The organism is Ruegeria sp. AH12, from assembly GCF_056541465.1.
Genome location: NZ_JBQFYL010000003.1, coordinates 92,959 through 108,249, shown reverse-complemented (window position 1 = coordinate 108,249; position 15,291 = coordinate 92,959). Strand labels below are relative to the sequence as shown.

15 protein-coding genes are annotated in these 15,291 nt (G+C 58.1%); 6 read left to right on the top strand and 9 right to left on the bottom strand.

All coding sequences use genetic code 11. The annotated features are described in order from the left end of the window. Positions 1-205: 205 nt before the first annotated feature. The 4 genes from ACR0EL_RS07245 to ACR0EL_RS07230 form a co-directional block, all read right to left on the bottom strand. On the bottom strand, positions 206-799 hold the full coding sequence (locus ACR0EL_RS07245; protein ID WP_480499096.1) for a GNAT family N-acetyltransferase: 594 nt from the start codon (positions 797-799) through the stop codon (positions 206-208). A gap of 71 nt (positions 800-870) precedes the next feature. Then, a complete protein-coding gene (locus tag ACR0EL_RS07240) occupies positions 871-1,020 on the bottom strand; it encodes a hypothetical protein (RefSeq protein ID WP_480499095.1) in 150 nt (49 codons plus the stop codon). Beyond that, entirely contained in the window at positions 1,013-1,537 is a 525-nt protein-coding gene (locus tag ACR0EL_RS07235) for a hypothetical protein (RefSeq protein WP_480499094.1), read from the bottom strand. Before ACR0EL_RS07235 ends, ACR0EL_RS07240 begins: the two co-directional genes overlap by 8 nt. Positions 1,538-1,572: 35 nt before the next feature. Beyond that, the gene (locus tag ACR0EL_RS07230; RefSeq protein WP_480499093.1) at positions 1,573-2,517 is read right to left on the bottom strand and encodes a homocysteine S-methyltransferase family protein; all 945 of its coding nucleotides are present in this window, start codon (positions 2,515-2,517) and stop codon (positions 1,573-1,575) included. Positions 2,518-2,705: 188 nt separating this feature from the next. Here ACR0EL_RS07230 and ACR0EL_RS07225 point away from each other — a divergent pair, with 188 nt between their 5' ends. Then, a complete protein-coding gene (locus tag ACR0EL_RS07225) occupies positions 2,706-3,317 on the top strand; it encodes a TetR/AcrR family transcriptional regulator (RefSeq protein ID WP_353010028.1) in 612 nt (203 codons plus the stop codon). Positions 3,318-3,359: 42 nt separating this feature from the next. Here ACR0EL_RS07225 and ACR0EL_RS07220 read toward each other — a convergent pair whose 3' ends face one another. From ACR0EL_RS07220 to ACR0EL_RS07200, 5 genes are read right to left on the bottom strand one after another with little or no spacing between them, the layout of a single operon-like run. Further along, the gene (locus ACR0EL_RS07220; RefSeq protein WP_480499092.1) at positions 3,360-4,370 is read right to left on the bottom strand and encodes an Ldh family oxidoreductase; all 1,011 of its coding nucleotides are present in this window, start codon (positions 4,368-4,370) and stop codon (positions 3,360-3,362) included. 12 nt (positions 4,371-4,382) lie between these two features. Next, positions 4,383-5,012, bottom strand: coding sequence for a DUF3726 domain-containing protein (locus ACR0EL_RS07215; RefSeq protein WP_480499091.1), 630 nt, complete (start codon positions 5,010-5,012; stop codon positions 4,383-4,385). Further along, positions 5,009-6,697, bottom strand: coding sequence for a hypothetical protein (locus ACR0EL_RS07210; RefSeq protein WP_480499090.1), 1,689 nt, complete (start codon positions 6,695-6,697; stop codon positions 5,009-5,011). Before ACR0EL_RS07210 ends, ACR0EL_RS07215 begins: the two co-directional genes overlap by 4 nt. Positions 6,698-6,701: 4 nt before the next feature. Beyond that, positions 6,702-7,676 (bottom strand): membrane dipeptidase, encoded by a 975-nt coding sequence (locus tag ACR0EL_RS07205; protein ID WP_480499455.1) that lies wholly within the window; start codon positions 7,674-7,676, stop codon positions 6,702-6,704. Further along, positions 7,676-9,121, bottom strand: a complete 1,446-nt coding sequence (locus ACR0EL_RS07200) for an aldehyde dehydrogenase family protein (RefSeq protein WP_480499089.1) — start codon at positions 9,119-9,121, stop codon at positions 7,676-7,678. Before ACR0EL_RS07200 ends, ACR0EL_RS07205 begins: the two co-directional genes overlap by 1 nt. 99 nt (positions 9,122-9,220) lie before the next feature. On the opposite strand from ACR0EL_RS07200, the gene ACR0EL_RS07195 reads away from it, so the two are divergent. From ACR0EL_RS07195 to ACR0EL_RS07175, 5 genes are all read left to right on the top strand, one after another. Continuing rightward, positions 9,221-10,093 carry a LysR family transcriptional regulator gene (locus tag ACR0EL_RS07195; protein WP_480499088.1) on the top strand — a complete coding sequence of 291 codons (873 nt, stop codon included), beginning with the start codon at positions 9,221-9,223 and terminating at the stop codon, positions 10,091-10,093. A 125-nt stretch (positions 10,094-10,218) separates the two neighbouring features. Beyond that, a complete protein-coding gene (locus tag ACR0EL_RS07190) occupies positions 10,219-11,469 on the top strand; it encodes a sarcosine oxidase subunit beta family protein (RefSeq protein WP_480499087.1) in 1,251 nt (416 codons plus the stop codon). Positions 11,470-11,481: 12 nt separating this feature from the next. After that, positions 11,482-11,769 carry a sarcosine oxidase subunit delta gene (locus ACR0EL_RS07185; protein WP_480499086.1) on the top strand — a complete coding sequence of 96 codons (288 nt, stop codon included), beginning with the start codon at positions 11,482-11,484 and terminating at the stop codon, positions 11,767-11,769. Beyond that, positions 11,766-14,726, top strand: a complete 2,961-nt coding sequence (locus tag ACR0EL_RS07180) for a sarcosine oxidase subunit alpha family protein (protein ID WP_480499085.1) — start codon at positions 11,766-11,768, stop codon at positions 14,724-14,726. Before ACR0EL_RS07185 ends, ACR0EL_RS07180 begins: the two co-directional genes overlap by 4 nt. Then, complete coding sequence (locus ACR0EL_RS07175; RefSeq protein ID WP_480499084.1) at positions 14,719-15,291, top strand: sarcosine oxidase subunit gamma; 573 nt, start codon at positions 14,719-14,721, stop codon at positions 15,289-15,291. The genes ACR0EL_RS07180 and ACR0EL_RS07175 overlap by 8 nt, the downstream gene beginning before the upstream one ends.

Below are 15,291 nucleotides of genomic sequence, written 5' to 3'. Positions count from 1 at the left end.
AGCGCCTGTTGTCTGTCAGGGGGCCAAGATAAAGCTTTCGATGCGTCAAGACTGCTACCTTTGCCTAATGACTTGGCTCATAGAACCGATCTGCGTTCCATACCGGTGCGATCAAATGGAGTGTACCAAATCTAGAAGCGCCGATAGGTCCCGGCAACAGGTTCCCGGTTTGGACGCGCCAAAGCAACCAAACCTAGGACATGACCTAGATGTTTTTCATCAACAGCAGAACATCCCCAGTATAGTAGGGCGGGCAGGGGTGCAGACGCACGGGTTCGCGCGCCACCAGCGTATATCCCAGCCTGTCATACAAGCGAACCGCGCCCGTGTTCTGGGCGTAAACCTGAATGCTCATCTTACTGAACCCGTGCATCTTTGCTTGGTCTTCGGCTGCGGCCATCAGCTGCGTCCCGATGCTCTGGTTTCGTCCTTCAGGGAAAACGGCCAGCGCGTTGATGAACCAGGTATCGACCGATAGCTTTTCAAGCGCCACAAACGGCGCAATCGGGGCAGGTAGGTCGTTTGGGTTGTCGGTTGGCACCTCGGCAATCGCGTAGCTAAGAACCATACCTAGGGTCTGTCCCGCACGCTCCGCAACCAGCGCATTTGTATAGGAAAAGCCGCCGGTTTTGCGTTTGGCACGCTCGATACCAACCTCTAGCGGTGTTTGCCCTTCGATGCAGGAACGGGTCCACAGCCAATTAGGGATACCTTCGCCCGCAAGGTTGATCAGCTTGGTGAGGTGCTCCGCATCAGAAACATCCGCTTGGCGGATAAGGGTTTGATTTTGAATATTCATCTTCGTGCTCTTTGTGAAACAATAGATCAGATCGGACCAGCATTCGGCCCGATCGCTCTTTTTTGGAAAGGCTAGGTCGATGGGCTCAGGCCGTCGTCAAAGATCGGGCCAACGGGCACGCCCGAGTCCCATTCCAGATGATCCGTTTTATCAATCTGGTCAGTGCCATAGCTGGCGTGATCCGGCCCTGATGCGGGATCAGGCGTGCGGTCTTCAAACACATAGGTCGCACTCAGCCCCCAAAAAGTCGTTGAAACCAAGCGTTGTCTGGATCAACCCACCATTGATGTTGGCGAATTCACCTGTTGCGCCAGTCACAGGCCGCAGGTTTGGCTGCCCTATATCCGCGATTTCGGTACCTTGGGTCACGACTGTTGCGCCATCATCGAAGGCAAAGGTTTGGCGACTGATGATCCAGACTCCGGTTGTGGTGTTGCCCCCGTCGCCGACAAAATACCCGTCACATGTCCAGGTGCCCAGAACCAGATCGGGAAAGGCAGGGCTGCCATCTTCAAGAACACCAGCAGTGCCTTCGGCAAGCGTGCCCGCAGGATAGATATAGCCCTGACTGACAAGGGCATTGCCATGTGCAGGCATGCCGTTTTCGTGCAAAGGCGCGGTTGCCATATGGATACGTGTGTGATCCTCGGCCACGTCAAAGGCCATGGGTGCTTCGGCCTTGGCATAGGTGGCCAGCGACAGTATCAGCGCGGTCGAGGTTAGAAATGTCTTAAACATTGGTTTTCCTTTCAGAGATGTAGATTTGAGAAAGCTCAGGCCGCAGGGCGCGATGGATCATGCCCCGCGATGCAACCCACATGCCGGTGGTCGGTGCCACAGCAGCCGCCCAAAACCCGGATGTTCGGAAGGTGCGCCAAGAGATCCGCGCTCAGCTGGCCCAGTTCGACCGGATCGCCATCGTCGAGAACCTCTGCCGCGTCGAGCTCCGCGTGACTTTGACGAGAGGCATTGGCGCGAACGCCGCCGATCCGAAGGGCCCAGTCTGCGCCCGCATCGAGCACATCGCGAAAATGGTCCGGATGCGCGCAGTTGATCATGTAGTAAAGCGGGCCCTTGTTGGTGGCCGCATCCACCTCGGCAATCGCGTCTTGCAGGCTTTGGCCGGATGGCAGCCGGCCATCCGTTTCCAGCGTAAACGCAATGACAACAGGTAGATCGATTTCCTTTGCAGCCTGCACGATCCCGATGGCCTCAGCCGCGTGGGTCAAAGTCATCGCGCTAATCATGTCGACCCCGGCCTTACCCAAGGCCTGAATCTGCGGCGCATGGATCAGCAGCGCCTCTTGCCGCGAAATCTCGATATCTGGCGCATAGGCATCGCCCGCAGGCCCAACCAAACCGTTGATCAGAATGGGGCAACTCTCGGTCTCGTGCCGCGCGCGCAAGTTGGATACGAAGGAAACCGCGCGGGTATTTGTATCCATCACCTCTTTCAGCGTCTGACCCAGCGGTCCGGCCCAAGCGGTTCCTGCACGCCAGGTCGGCGCATCCAGAATGAAACCGCGCCCAGTTGATTTCGCAATATCGATGAAACGGGTGAAATATGCGGCCAGATCCGCACGCCCCTGTTCTGTATCCAACAATACGGCAGCAGAAAAGCAGGGCAGATCATAGCCTTTGTCGAAAATCAAAAAAGTCTCCAACCCTCCGTCTGAAAGGAAGAAGCGTTGCGTGTCTTTGAAAGCGTTCAGTCGCATCGAAGCAATCCTTGTCCGTTGATGCGAAAGTGGTACTCTTGAACCCGACCGGGCCGATAGTTGGCGCGTGGTTCGGTTGCTGTGGCTAATTTTTTACTGTCATTTCAGGCAGTAACCCAAAATGTGACCGCCAGGCCAAGCTTGAAGGTCGAGTGAACTGGACTCGTAGTACAGTAACGAGGGGCGCAATGGATCAAAAACTGGACACACGCAGCCGAATCCTGGACATTGCTGAGGCTTCGGTGCTGGAAAAGGGGTTCGAGGCGACCTCGATCGAAGAAATCGTTGCCGGTGCAGAGATCTCGCGTGGTGGGTTTTTCTATCACTTCAAGGATAAGAACGCTTTGGCGCGGGCCATGCTGGAGCGCTATATCGAAGTCGAAAACAAGCTTTATGATGATCTGTTCGCCCGCGCGCGCGAGTTGAACGACGACCCGCTGCATTGCATGCTGATTGGTCTGAAACTCTTGGCAGAGATGCTGGAAGAAATGCCAACCGGTCACCCTGGATGCGTTATTGCATCAACCGCCTATCAGGATCGACTGTTCGACGAGGGCGTGCGCGAGCTAAACCGTCAGGCAATCCTTGGCTGGCGCAAGCGATTCCGCGGGATGTTCGAAGAGATTGCCGAAATTTACGAGCCGCGCGAAGCCGTCAACATGGATGCGCTTGGCGATATGGTCTCTGGCGTGGTTGAAGGTGGGCTTGTGCTGCAACGGGCCTTGCGAGAACACAACAATGCCTCGGAACAAATCATGCTGTTCAGAACTTATCTGAAGCTGCTGTTTGCTCCTAAATAGCGCAGAGGCAGGAGCGTCCAACCTCCGCTCTGTGTCATTTGCTCATCCCAGAATTGCTTCGACCTTAGCCAGTGTTGCCGCGTTCACCGCAACACCCTCGGTCTGAGCGACGATACGTTTTGACCCGCGACCGTCACCTGGCAGATGCGCTCCTTCTTGCGACCGTATCGCCTCGATCAGGTTGGAAATCCCGGCATCAAACGCGCCACCTGCGGTTGCGGCAGGATCAATTGCAATAAAGAACTGACCGGTTTTTGGCGGGCCGCCTGCGGTTCCTGAAAACGGCGAGGCATTGATGCCCAGCGTGGCCCCTGTCATCGCGGCGGCCAAAAGCTCGACCATTAGCGCGACGCCAACGCCTTTGTAGCCGCCCGAAGGCGCCATGGACCCCTTGAGGCCCACTTCTGGATCGGTGGTCGGATTACCGTCAGCGTCCAGCGCCCAGCCGACCGGGATCGGCTTGCCTTCGCGGGCGTGTTTCATCACCTCACTTTTGGCGATGGTGCTGGCGCTTTGGTCGATCAACAATGCAGGCTGGCCATCTGGGCCCGGTGCCGCGATTGAGAACGGGTTGGTCCCGACCACAGGCTTTGAGCCTCCTGACGGCGCAATTGACGCCGGGGCGTTGGTAAAGCCCAACCCAACCAGACCGGCCTGAGCCAGCCGATGCGTATGATAGCCCAGAACACCGCAGTTATAACTGTTTCGGACCGCCAATACCGCGACGCCCTGTTCGCGGGCAGCAGGGATCAGTTCCTCGAACCCCGTGTCTATCGCGGAATGCGCAAAGCCGGTGGCGGCGTCTACGGCCACAACACTGGGTTTCGGGCGAGACACTACGGGCTTCGCCATTCCATCGACCTTCCCGCATTGCACATGCTCGCAATAGATCGGGATATAGGCCAGCCCGTGACTGGCAACGCCATCTGCTTCGGTCGCTGCCGTGGCTTGCGCCAGCGGGCGGGCATTTGCCTCGGAGGTCCCGGCTGCCACAAGGGCGCGGAACGACAGGTCTTCGATTTCTGCGAGGGTCAGGGTGCGAGTTTCGGTCACGTGTATCTCTCTTTAGTCATTGTCGGAAAGCCCGGCACCGGCACCCAGCAAACGGGATTCCTCGGTCGCGGGGGCATAAGTGCGGTGGGCGAAAGTGAGTAGCGTCTGCCAATCTTTTTGCGTCGGGGCAGCGCGCGTATACGGATCGCGGGGTGAAACTGGTTCTGTGCTGCGTTGAACTGTAACGCGTTGTGCCGGGACCGCAGGCATATCGAGTGCTGATAGAGTAACACCATCCGTGATGGTGCGTACCCGATCAATCTCAACGGCGATCGGACAATTCAGCGCTCGTGCGGCATAGGACGCAAAAGGCAATATCAAGGCAGAGGCTGCAAGATCATGGATCTCAATCGGGCCGTCGTCCAACATGTGAACACAGTCTGAAAGCAAGGGGCCGATTGAAAGCGGACAGAGGGCAGCTTCGCTTGTCCAAACACCCTCGATTTGCTTAGGGCGGTGTAGATCGGGATTGGATGCGTAACCAAGGCACAACAAGGTTGCGAGCGATCCGGCCCCATCCAGGCCTTTTTCACAAAGCCATCTTGTTGCCTTGGCCGCTTCTTCGGCCTGACCCCAGGTATAGCCCGCACCACGGGTGGCGCGTTTGGCAGTCGCCTCCATCTCGTTCAATGAAAAGTTCATGCGGGTTCCTGCGGATAAACCCATAGATCGGCGTTTTCAGCCGTCAGCTCTTCGGGATAGGGCGCGCCAGAATACATGCAGATGCGCACCCACCGATCCGAGCGCGGGTCAAAATGCGTCGCGCCAAAGAAAGACAGTTTTGCCCGCAACATATCGATGGGCAACACTGCGTCTCCGATCGTATTGTCGCGGATTTCCCCATACGGTGTGGCACGCGCCAGTTGCGCGCGACGGATCGTGTGGCGGTGTTCGGGGTGGCGCAGTAGAAATTCGGCAATGGTCTGGCTGTCATCCCACTTTTTCAGCGCTGCATAAGCCGCAGCCGCATCGCGCGCTGGGGCGAGGGGTTGTTCATACGCCTCGATAGGCTCTTCGAACCGTTCGCCCAGTCGGGGTTCCAGTTTTTCTTCGGACACGTACCAGGCGCGGGCACAGTGTTCCCGAGCTGTCCAATCCAGATCAAGCGCCCATCCATATGTTTCTCGGATCAGACCACAGGCTTGGCCGATGGACATTCTGCCATTGATCACAAATGCCTCTGTCCGGCTGTCCGCCATGCAGGATGTCAGCCCGTCAACAAGACCCGGATAGGGTTCGAGGATCAGCGAAGCCACAAACTCCTGCCCTTCCTCACTCAGCGCGGTTTCAGACCAACCGACGAGTCGGTCCCACGGATTTGCACCGCTCAGGTCATCATCGTCCAGATAGGCCGCAATCGCCTTAAGATCGGCATTCAAATGCGCGAGTTTTTTGATCTGTATCGGATGTTCAGAATGCCACCATGAAATCGACAGCTGGCTGCGACGGAACAGGTTGCGGAATTGATCTACTTCGTACCGCGTTGCTGTAGCGACCGAGCGGACACGAGCGATCGCCTCTTCCCGCGCCATGATCCAGTTGTTGAACAGGACCGGGTGGTTGACGATGAAGGGAGCCATACCCAACCCCGTGGAGTTCCCGATCCCCAGCCAACGCGCAATCTCGGGGTCCAACTGTGCGGCTTGTTCGCCGCCTTTCACATTGGCCATATGCTGCACCAGATCGCGCACAAAGGTACGGGTCAGAAACACGGACAGCATCTCAACCTGAAACGGTGCCTGCGCCTCGGGGCGGTTTGCAACTTTCTCTCGATCCGCCGCGCCGAATTTGCCCGATCCGTAAACCGCGGTTGTACGCATCAGGTAACCGACCTGATGTATTTGCGACAAATCGGGTTGTTTCCCTGCCGCCAGGGCATCCACAACATGAGCCCACAACCGGACTGAACGGTTGGCGCGGGACAGGGACAGTTCGCTCTCGCTGACACGTCCAGCCTCTTGCAACGGTACATTTTGGGACAAGCGGTCGATATCGGCTTTGGTCGGAACGCCATCGAAGAGGGTAAAGGTGGCGTCCCAGGCTTCGGCGATCACCCGGTCAGATCGCTGTTCCGGAGGCAGATCATGGGCAAAGGCGACCAACGAATAGGCGCGTTCCGGCCCTTGCGCCGTATATACGGCCCGACCAACGCCATTGGCATCAATGTCAAAGACCGGGCGTGTGAAGGACCAGTTCTCTTGCGCAAGACGGCGCGTCAGCTGTCGCATGAAGCTCAAACGACATTGATGCAGCGACCCCAACCGCGACAGGCGCATGACCGTTGCTGGGTCTCGTCTTTCGATCTGTGTCTCGGTCTGCGTTTCCATCCTCTCACCCCTGAGCGACGAAGTTTTCGGCAAAGAACCTGTACCAGTTGTACCCCATGATCCCGGCCACCTCGTCATCATTCAGGCCGGTCGCGCGCAACCCCTCCTCGATATTGCCAAAGTCACGGTTGTCATTGAACCAGCTGGGCATCGGGGGGAAGCCTGCATTGCTGGCTGACCCTTCGCCATAGTCAATTTCCTTAGTCCAGCGCCCAACGCGCATCCATTCGACCACGCTGTCGGGCTGATCCTGGCACAGGTCCGTGCCGATCCCCAAATGTTCGGCGCCGAACTTCTCAGCCGTTCGCGCGATCATTTCGCAAAAGCTTTCCAGCGTGCAGTCGGACTTGTCTTTCAGATGATGAGGATAGACCGAAAAGCCGAGCATCCCACCATTTTCTGTCACCGCACGGATCACGTCGTCACGCTTATTGCGCAAGGCGGGTGACCATTCATGCGGGTTGGCGTGAGTGATGGCGATGGGACGCTCGGACAGGTCAGCGGCCTCAATTGTCGACCGATCCGCTGAATGGCTCATGTCAACAACAAGACCTACACGGTTCATTTCTTTGATGACCTGCTTGCCCATGCGGGTGATGCCGGTGTCTTCAGCCTCATAGCAGCCCGTCGCCAGCAGGGACTGGTTGTTGTAGGTCAGCTGCATGAACCTCGCGCCCAACGTGTGCACGATCTCGACCAGACCGATATCGTCTTCGATAGGTGACGGGTTCTGAAAGCCAAAGAACACAGCCGTCCGCCCGGTTTCGCGCGCTGTGTCGATATCGCTGGCCCAGCGGCCTTTCATGATCAGGTCTGGGTATTGTTCGAACCAGCGGTTCCACTTTTCAAAGTTCAGAACCGTTTCGCGGAAATTCTCATGATAGGCGATGGTGACATGGATCGCGTCCACGCCACCTTCGCGCAATTGCCGAAAGATCTTTTCCGACCAATTGGCGTATTGCAGCCCGTCGATCCGCATCACATCGGCTTTCCAGCGCTGATATAAGCGGTTTTGACGGTGGTGTAGAACTCGGCCGCAGCCTTGCCCTGCTCGCGCGGGCCGTACGAGCTGTCGCCGCGGCCACCGAAAGGCACGTGATAATCTGTGCCTGCGGTGGGCAGGTTCACGGTCACAACCCCGGTGCGGGCGTTGCGGCGGAAATGGGTGGCGCGCGCCAGGTTCTGCGTCACGATGCCTGAGGTCAGTCCGAAATTGGTGTCGTTGACGGTAGCCAGCGCCTCATCATAGCTGCCCACCTTGATGACTGAGGTCAGCGGCGCAAACATTTCTTCGCGGTTGATACGCATGTCATTGGTGGTGTTCAGGAACACGCCGGGCGACATGTAATAACCGTCATGGGGCATGTCCAAACGTTGGCCGCCACAGGCCAGTTCGGCCCCTTCGGATTTGCCCAGATCAACATAAGCCAGGTTTTCCGACAGCTGCTGTTCACTGACAACCGGACCCATCTGAGTGCCGTCTTCTAGCGCATGGCCAACCTTCATTGACTGCGCACCAGCCACCAGTTTTTCGACAAATGCATCGTGAATGGCCGCATGAACGATCAGTCGAGAGGAGGCGGTGCATTTCTGGCCGGTGCCCCCAAAGGCCCCACCCAACGCCAGCGAGACGGCAAGGTCGAGATCGGCGTCATCCATCACGGCCAGAGCGTTCTTGGACCCCATCTCCATCTGCACTTTGGTCAGGTTCTGGATCGCAGCTGCAGCAATACCTTTGCCCACTGGAACCGACCCGGTGAACGAGATGGCGTTGACCTTCGGGCTTTCGACCAGCCGTTGCCCAATCGCCCGGCCCGAGCCCATCACAAGGCTGAACAGACCTTTGGGAATGTCCTGACGGTTGATGATTTCGGTCAGCGCAACGGCCGAGGCCGGGGTGATGTTGGCAGGCTTCCAGACCACTGCGTTGCCATAGCAAAGTGCAGGCGCAATCTTCCATGACGCGGTTGCGGTTGGGAAGTTCCACGGGCTGATTACGGCGACGACGCCAACAGCCTCGCGGCGCACGTCAATTTCGATATCCGGGCGCACAGAATCGGCGTTCTCACCAATCTGGCGCAGGCATTCGGCGGCATAGTAGGTAAAGAATTGTCCAGCCCGGAACACTTCGCCCTTGCCTTCGGCCAGCGGCTTGCCTTCCTCGCGGCTGAGCAGGGTGCCCAGCTCTTCGGCGCGGGCCATCAGTTCATTGCCGATATTCATCAGAACGGTCTGCTTGCGCTCCAGCCCATAGGCGGCCCATTCGGCCTGCGCTACACGCGCCTGATCCAGCGTCGCTTCCAGCTGATCGGCACTGGCCTGTGCGTAGTGGCCGATCACGTCGGTCAGATCAGACGGGTTGCGGTTTTCGATTTCGCTTTCGCCGGCCAGCCATTCGCCGGCGATCAGGTTCAGATTGGTCACAATGGGCCCCAGGTCAAAGAAAGTTTGATGCAGAATGGACTCGTCAGATGATATCAGTCAAACTCAAATAAGTTAACCTGACTTCAGAAAAGCTGAACTATGGCCATAAAAATTGAAATGCTGCGCTGTTTCTGTGCCGTCGCGCAAACGGGCAACCTGTCCGAGGCCGCGGACAGGCTGGGGCGCACGCAATCGGCTGTTTCGATGACCCTCAAGCAATTCGAAAGCCATCTGGGCAAAAAGCTGTTTGTCGGTGAGCGCAAGAACCACCTCTCCGCGTTGGGTGAGCAGGTTTTTGAGATTTCCCAGAAACAAGTGCGTCAGTTCGACCAGACTGTACAGTCGATCGAGGCCGCGGCGGATGCGTCGCACGGGTTGATCCGCATCGCCTCGGTACCTTCCGTTGCAGCGCTGATCTTCCCCTCGGTGCTCGAACACATGACACAGCAGTTTCCGGGCGTGAAGGTTGAGTTGCGGGATACAGACACGCAACAGGTTCTGGACGCGCTATCGGAAGGCAAGGCCGATATTGGCATCGCATCGGGGTTTCACCCGCTTAAGGGCATCAATGCGATCCCCTTGTTCGAAGACCAGTTTGGTCTGGTCTGCGCCTCGGATCATCCCTTGATGGCGCAACCTGAACTACCCTCTGTTGAGGATGTGATTGCCGCCTCATTCGTTCGCAACGCACTGTGCGATCTGATCCAGACGCCAAGATTTGTGACGGCCATTGCAGACGCCGAAGTCACCATTCACAACACGCATTCGCTGATCACGATGGTCCGAACCGGCAAGTGGGTCACCATATTGCCGCAAACCGTCGCGCGCTTCATCCCGGAAACCACAGCGTTCCGCCTGTTGTCTGACCTGCCGGACAAGCGACAGGTGTACCTGTACAAAAAAGAAAAATCACGGTTCAAACAGCTGACTAACGAATGCAGCGCCTTCATTCTAAGCCAAAAACTGGGCTGAGACGCCAATACCGTGAATACCGTGATCCGACATCAGGTCGCAAAAAGACAAGTCTAGACCGCATTTCATCTAAGCCAACCTCTCTCGAATCGCGCATGTTGTTTTCAAACTGACACGAGTGAGCCATGCAGTATTCCGGATTTCGGATCATCAAAGAAGCTTTGACTGGGCACAAAGGCTGGCGACCGGCCTGGCGCGACCCCGAGCCCAAAAGCGAATATGACATCGTCGTTGTGGGCGGCGGCGGTCACGGGTTGGCCACGGCCTACTACCTGGCAAAGGAATTCGGCGAGGCGCGGATCGCCGTGCTGGAAAAAGGCTGGATCGGTGGCGGCAACGTGGGGCGAAACACGACCATCATCCGCTCGAACTATCTGCTGGACGGGAATGAACCTTTCTATGAATTCTCGCTGAAACTGTGGGAAGGGTTGGAGCAGGATTTCAACTTCAACGCTATGGTTAGCCAGCGGGGGATCCTGAACCTGGTGCATACCGATGCCCAACGCGATGCGGCGCGGCGGCGGGGCAATGCGATGATCCTGAATGGCTCGGATGCCGAGTTGTTGGACACCGAAGGCGTTCGCGCCATGTACCCGTTCTTGAACTTCAACAACGCACGGTTCCCGATCAAAGGTGGCCTGCTGCATCGGCGCGGCGGCACAGTGCGCCATGACGCGGTGGCTTGGGGCTATGCGCGTGGCGCGGATATGCGCGGCGTGGATATCATTCAGAATTGCGAAGTGGCTGGGTTCCGCATTGAAAACGGTAAAGTGCAGGGGGTCGAAACCTCGCGCGGGTATATCGGGGCCAAGAAGGTCGGTGTGGCCGTCGCCGGTTCATCCAGCCGAGTAATGGAGAAAGCGGGCATGCGCCTGCCCATCGAAAGCCATGTGCTTCAGGCTTTTGTCTCGGAAGGGTTGAAGCCGCTGATTGACGGCGTGATTACCTATGGTGCCGGGCACTTCTATTGCAGCCAGTCCGACAAGGGAGGGCTGGTCTTTGGCGGCGATATCGACATGTACAACACCTACGCCCAGCGGGGGAACCTGCCGGTGATCGAGGATGTCGTGGAAGGCGGTGTCTCTCTGATCCCGGCATTGGGCCGTGTGCGCCTATTAAGGGCCTGGGGCGGCGTCATGGACATGTCGATGGACGGCTCACCCTTTATCGATCGCACCGGGATTGATGGGCTCTATTTTAACGGCGGCTGGTGCTATGGCGGGTTCAAGGCGACCCCAGCCTCGGGCTGGTGTTTCGCGCATCTTCTGTCCACAGACCGCCCGCATGAGGTGGCAACCGCCTATCGGCTGGATCGATTCCGCACCGGTCACATGATCGATGAAAAAGGGATGGGCGCGCAGCCCAACCTGCACTGAGGGAGTTTGAAGATGATCATTAATCACCCTCTCTTGGGTCCTCGTGATGCACAAGAATTCACCTATCTGGGCGATGCTACAATGATTGATCGCCCTGACTGGCAGGCGGAAAACGCGGCCGAAGCGTTTCATGACTATCTCTATTTGCGTGATAACCCGGCGGGTGAGCATCGGGAGCTCTGGTTTCACGAGCAAGGTGACCGGTCGTGGTTGGTGGTCACTCGTAACACGCTGACTCATGAAATCACCAACGTTGAACTGGCCCGCGACGTGGCCCGGGCACAGGGGCGTGACAGATGAGCAGACAGATCAATCGATTGAAGGGTGGTCTGGTCGACCACGGGCAAAACTTGAACTTCACCTTTGATGGCAAAAGCTATCAGGGGCTTGCAGGCGATACGCTTGCTTCGGCCTTGTTGGCCAATGGCGTGCGACTGATGGGTCGTTCGTTCAAATACCACCGACCGCGCGGGGTGCTGACCGCCGGGTCAGAAGAACCCAACGCGCTGGTCGAACTGCGACAAGGTGGGCGGCAGGAGCCAAACACGCGTGCGACCGTGGCAGAGCTCTATGAAGGGTTAGAGGCGCAGTCTCAGAACCGCTGGCCATCACTTCAGCACGACGTGATGGCGGTGAATGACCTGTTCAGCAATTTCCTGACCGCTGGCTTTTACTATAAAACCTTCATGTGGCCCAAGGCGTTTTGGGAGAAGCTTTATGAGCCCATCATCCGCCGCGCCGCCGGGCTGGGCAGTGTGTCGGGCGAAGATGACCCGGACGTTTATGACAAAGGATTTCTTCATTGCGATCTGCTGGTGATCGGGGCGGGGCCCGCGGGTCTGTCAGCCGCCCTGACGGCTGGCCGTGCCGGGGCGCGGATCATCCTGGCGGATGAGGATTTTGCCTTTGGTGGGAGATTGAATTCCGAGTGTTTTGCCATCAGCGACATGGCGGGATCGGCTTGGGCGGCTCAGACCGTGGCGGAACTGACGTCGATGGATAATGTACGCCTGTTGCCGCGCACAACAGTGGTTGGGGCCTTTGACCACGGCATCTACGGCGCGGTCGAACGGATCGCGGATCACAAACCGCAACCCGGTACAGCCGAGCCGCGCCAGATTTTCTGGCGGATTTATTCAAAACGGGCGGTTCTATGTGCAGGTGCTACGGAACGCCCCATTGCCTTCCCGAACAATGATCGGCCTGGCATCATGATGGCGGGGGCCGTGCGCTCTTATGCCAACCGTTGGGCCGCGACGCCACATGAACGCGTCGCTGTCTTTACAAACAATGACGATGGGCACCGGACGGCTACGGACCTGATGGCAAAAGGCGTTCAAGTTGCGGCTGTGATTGATACGCGGGCCGATGCTCCTGCGATCGACGGCACCGAGTGCTTCGCCGGAGCGCAGGTGATCGACAGCAAAGGCCGACTGGGTCTTGAGACCGTCACGATCCGTACCGCGCAGGGCTTTACGAGTGACATCATCTGCGGCGCGCTAGCCGTGTCAGGTGGTTGGAACCCGAATGTGCATTTGACCTGCCATCAGCGCGGACGGCCCCAATGGAACGAAGCGCTGGCAGCGTTTGTGCCGGGTGAATCTCTTCCGATTGGCTTGTCGGTCGCCGGTGCGGCAGCAGGTGCGTTGTCAACCCACGGCGCAATGGAAACCGGGGCCGCCCGTGCCGTCGAGGCGTTGGCCGATCTGGGCATTCAGGCCACGCCGGGCGACTTGCCACAAGCCGAGGATGCGCCGGTCAATCTGCAGCCCTTCTGGTATGTGAAAGACGGCAAGGGCCGGGCCTGGATCGACCAGCAGAACGATGTAACCGTCAAGGATGTGAAGCTGGCGCATCAGGAGAATTTTGTCTCGGTCGAGCACCTGAAACGTTACACGACCCTTGGGATGGCGACCGATCAGGGCAAGACGTCGAATATGGGCGGTCTAGCGGTGATGGCCGAGATGACCGGCAAGTCGATCCCCGAGACCGGTACAACTATCTTCCGCCCGCCTTATACGCCGGTGGCGATGGGCACTTTGGCCGGGCGCGCGGTCGGCAAGCAGTTCCACCCCACCCGAAAAACACCCAGCCACAAATGGGCCACCGAGCAGGGTGCCGTGTTCACCGAGGTCGGAGACTGGCTGCGCGCGCAATGGTATCCGCAGAAGGGTGAAACTCATTGGCGGCAGTCTGTGGATCGCGAGGTTCTGGCCACCCGCAATTCGGTTGGCGTTTGCGATGTGACCACGCTGGGCAAAATCGACGTGCAAGGCGCGGATGCGGCGGAGTTTCTGAACAAGATCTACGCGAACGGTTTTGCCAAACTGCCCGTCGGCAAGGTGCGCTATGGCTTGATGCTGCGCGAGGATGGCATCGCCTATGACGACGGCACCGCCGCGCGGTTTGCCGAGGATCATTTCGTCGTCACCACGACGACCGCAAATGCAGTGTTGGTCTATCGCCAGATGGAATTTGCGCGGCAGTGTCTGTGGCCCGATCTGGATGTTCAACTGATCTCAACCACCGAGGCCTGGGCACAATATGCCGTTGCAGGACCGAATTCGCGCAAGCTGCTGCAAAAACTGGTTGATGCCGAGTTCGACATCTCAAACGACGCCTTCCCGTTCATGGCCTGCAGCGAAATCACTGTTTGCGGCGGCTGCCGCGCGCGGCTGTTCCGCATCTCGTTCAGTGGTGAGCTGGCCTATGAGATCGCGGTGCCGACCCGCTACGGCGATGCACTGATCCGGGCGCTGATGGAGGCGGGTGAAGAGTTCGATGTGACCCCCTATGGCACCGAAGCCTTGGGCGTCATGCGGATCGAAAAAGGTCATGCGACGGGCAATGAGATCAATGGCACGACAACGGCGTTGAACCTGGGCCTGGGGCGGATGGTCAGCAAAAAGAAAGACTGTATCGGCAACACACTCAGCGAACGCGGCGGGCTGAATGAACCGGATGCGCTACGATTGGTGGGGCTGAAGCCAATCAATGCGACGCAAACGGTCACCGCAGGCGGGCATCTGATGAACAAGGACGGGCCGGTCGATGCGGCCCATGATCAGGGCTATGTCACCTCGGCAGCGTATTCGCCAAACCTGGGTTCCTCGATTGGGCTTGGTTTCCTGAAAAACGGAGCTGACCGGATAGGAGAAGTCATCCGTCTGGTTAATCCGCTGGAAGGGTCCGAGACCGAGGTAGAGGTCGTCAGCGCCCATTTTGTCGATCCGGAAGGGGAGCGTCTTCGTGCATAAACTGAAAGCCATCACCGCACTGGGCGCAAGCGACCTAAAGGTCTCGACCATTGGCGACATGACCCTGACCGAGGTTACCGACCGCGCGCTCGCCTCGTTGTCGATGCGATTGGGTCAGGACGCCGAATTCGCCAGACGGGCAAAAGAGACGCTGGGGATCGAACTCCCTGAAGCTGGGGGCGCAGAGGTTGGGTCGCCGTACTCTGCCTTCTGGATTGGTTCTGACAGCTGGATGATCGACGCTAGCTATACCTCGCATCATACACTGGCCGCAGACCTCAAGTCCGCCATGCAGGACACCGCGTCGGTGGTCGAGCAAACCGATGGCTGGTGCCGTTTTGATCTAACCGGAGCTTCTGCCTGCGATCTGTTCGAACGGCTGTGCAATGTGGATATTCGCACCATGCAACCGCAAACCGCGACCAGATGCGCCATCCATCACATCGGCTGTTACCTGTGGTGCATCGAGGCCGGAACACGCTTTGCCGTTTTGGGGCCAAGGTCCTCGGCGGGTTCGCTCTATCATGCGATGGAAGAGGCGGCGCAGTCGACCGCGGCGCGCTAA

Bases quoted from the DNA above. Each gene is read 5' to 3' on its own strand.
- ACR0EL_RS07245 (WP_480499096.1), bottom strand. From the start codon at position 799: ATGAATATTCAAAATCAAACCCTTATCCGCCAAGCGGATGTTTCTGAT.
- ACR0EL_RS07235 (WP_480499094.1), bottom strand. From the start codon at position 1,537: ATGTTTAAGACATTTCTAACCTCGACCGCGCTGATACTGTCGCTGGCC.
- ACR0EL_RS07230 (WP_480499093.1), bottom strand. From the start codon at position 2,517: ATGCGACTGAACGCTTTCAAAGACACGCAACGCTTCTTCCTTTCAGAC.
- ACR0EL_RS07225 (WP_353010028.1), top strand. From the start codon at position 2,706: ATGGATCAAAAACTGGACACACGCAGCCGAATCCTGGACATTGCTGAG.
- ACR0EL_RS07215 (WP_480499091.1), bottom strand. From the start codon at position 5,012: ATGAACTTTTCATTGAACGAGATGGAGGCGACTGCCAAACGCGCCACC.
- ACR0EL_RS07210 (WP_480499090.1), bottom strand. From the start codon at position 6,697: ATGGAAACGCAGACCGAGACACAGATCGAAAGACGAGACCCAGCAACG.
- ACR0EL_RS07205 (WP_480499455.1), bottom strand. From the start codon at position 7,676: ATGCGGATCGACGGGCTGCAATACGCCAATTGGTCGGAAAAGATCTTT.
- ACR0EL_RS07195 (WP_480499088.1), top strand. From the start codon at position 9,221: ATGGCCATAAAAATTGAAATGCTGCGCTGTTTCTGTGCCGTCGCGCAA.
- ACR0EL_RS07190 (WP_480499087.1), top strand. From the start codon at position 10,219: ATGCAGTATTCCGGATTTCGGATCATCAAAGAAGCTTTGACTGGGCAC.
- ACR0EL_RS07185 (WP_480499086.1), top strand. From the start codon at position 11,482: ATGATCATTAATCACCCTCTCTTGGGTCCTCGTGATGCACAAGAATTC.
- ACR0EL_RS07180 (WP_480499085.1), top strand. From the start codon at position 11,766: ATGAGCAGACAGATCAATCGATTGAAGGGTGGTCTGGTCGACCACGGG.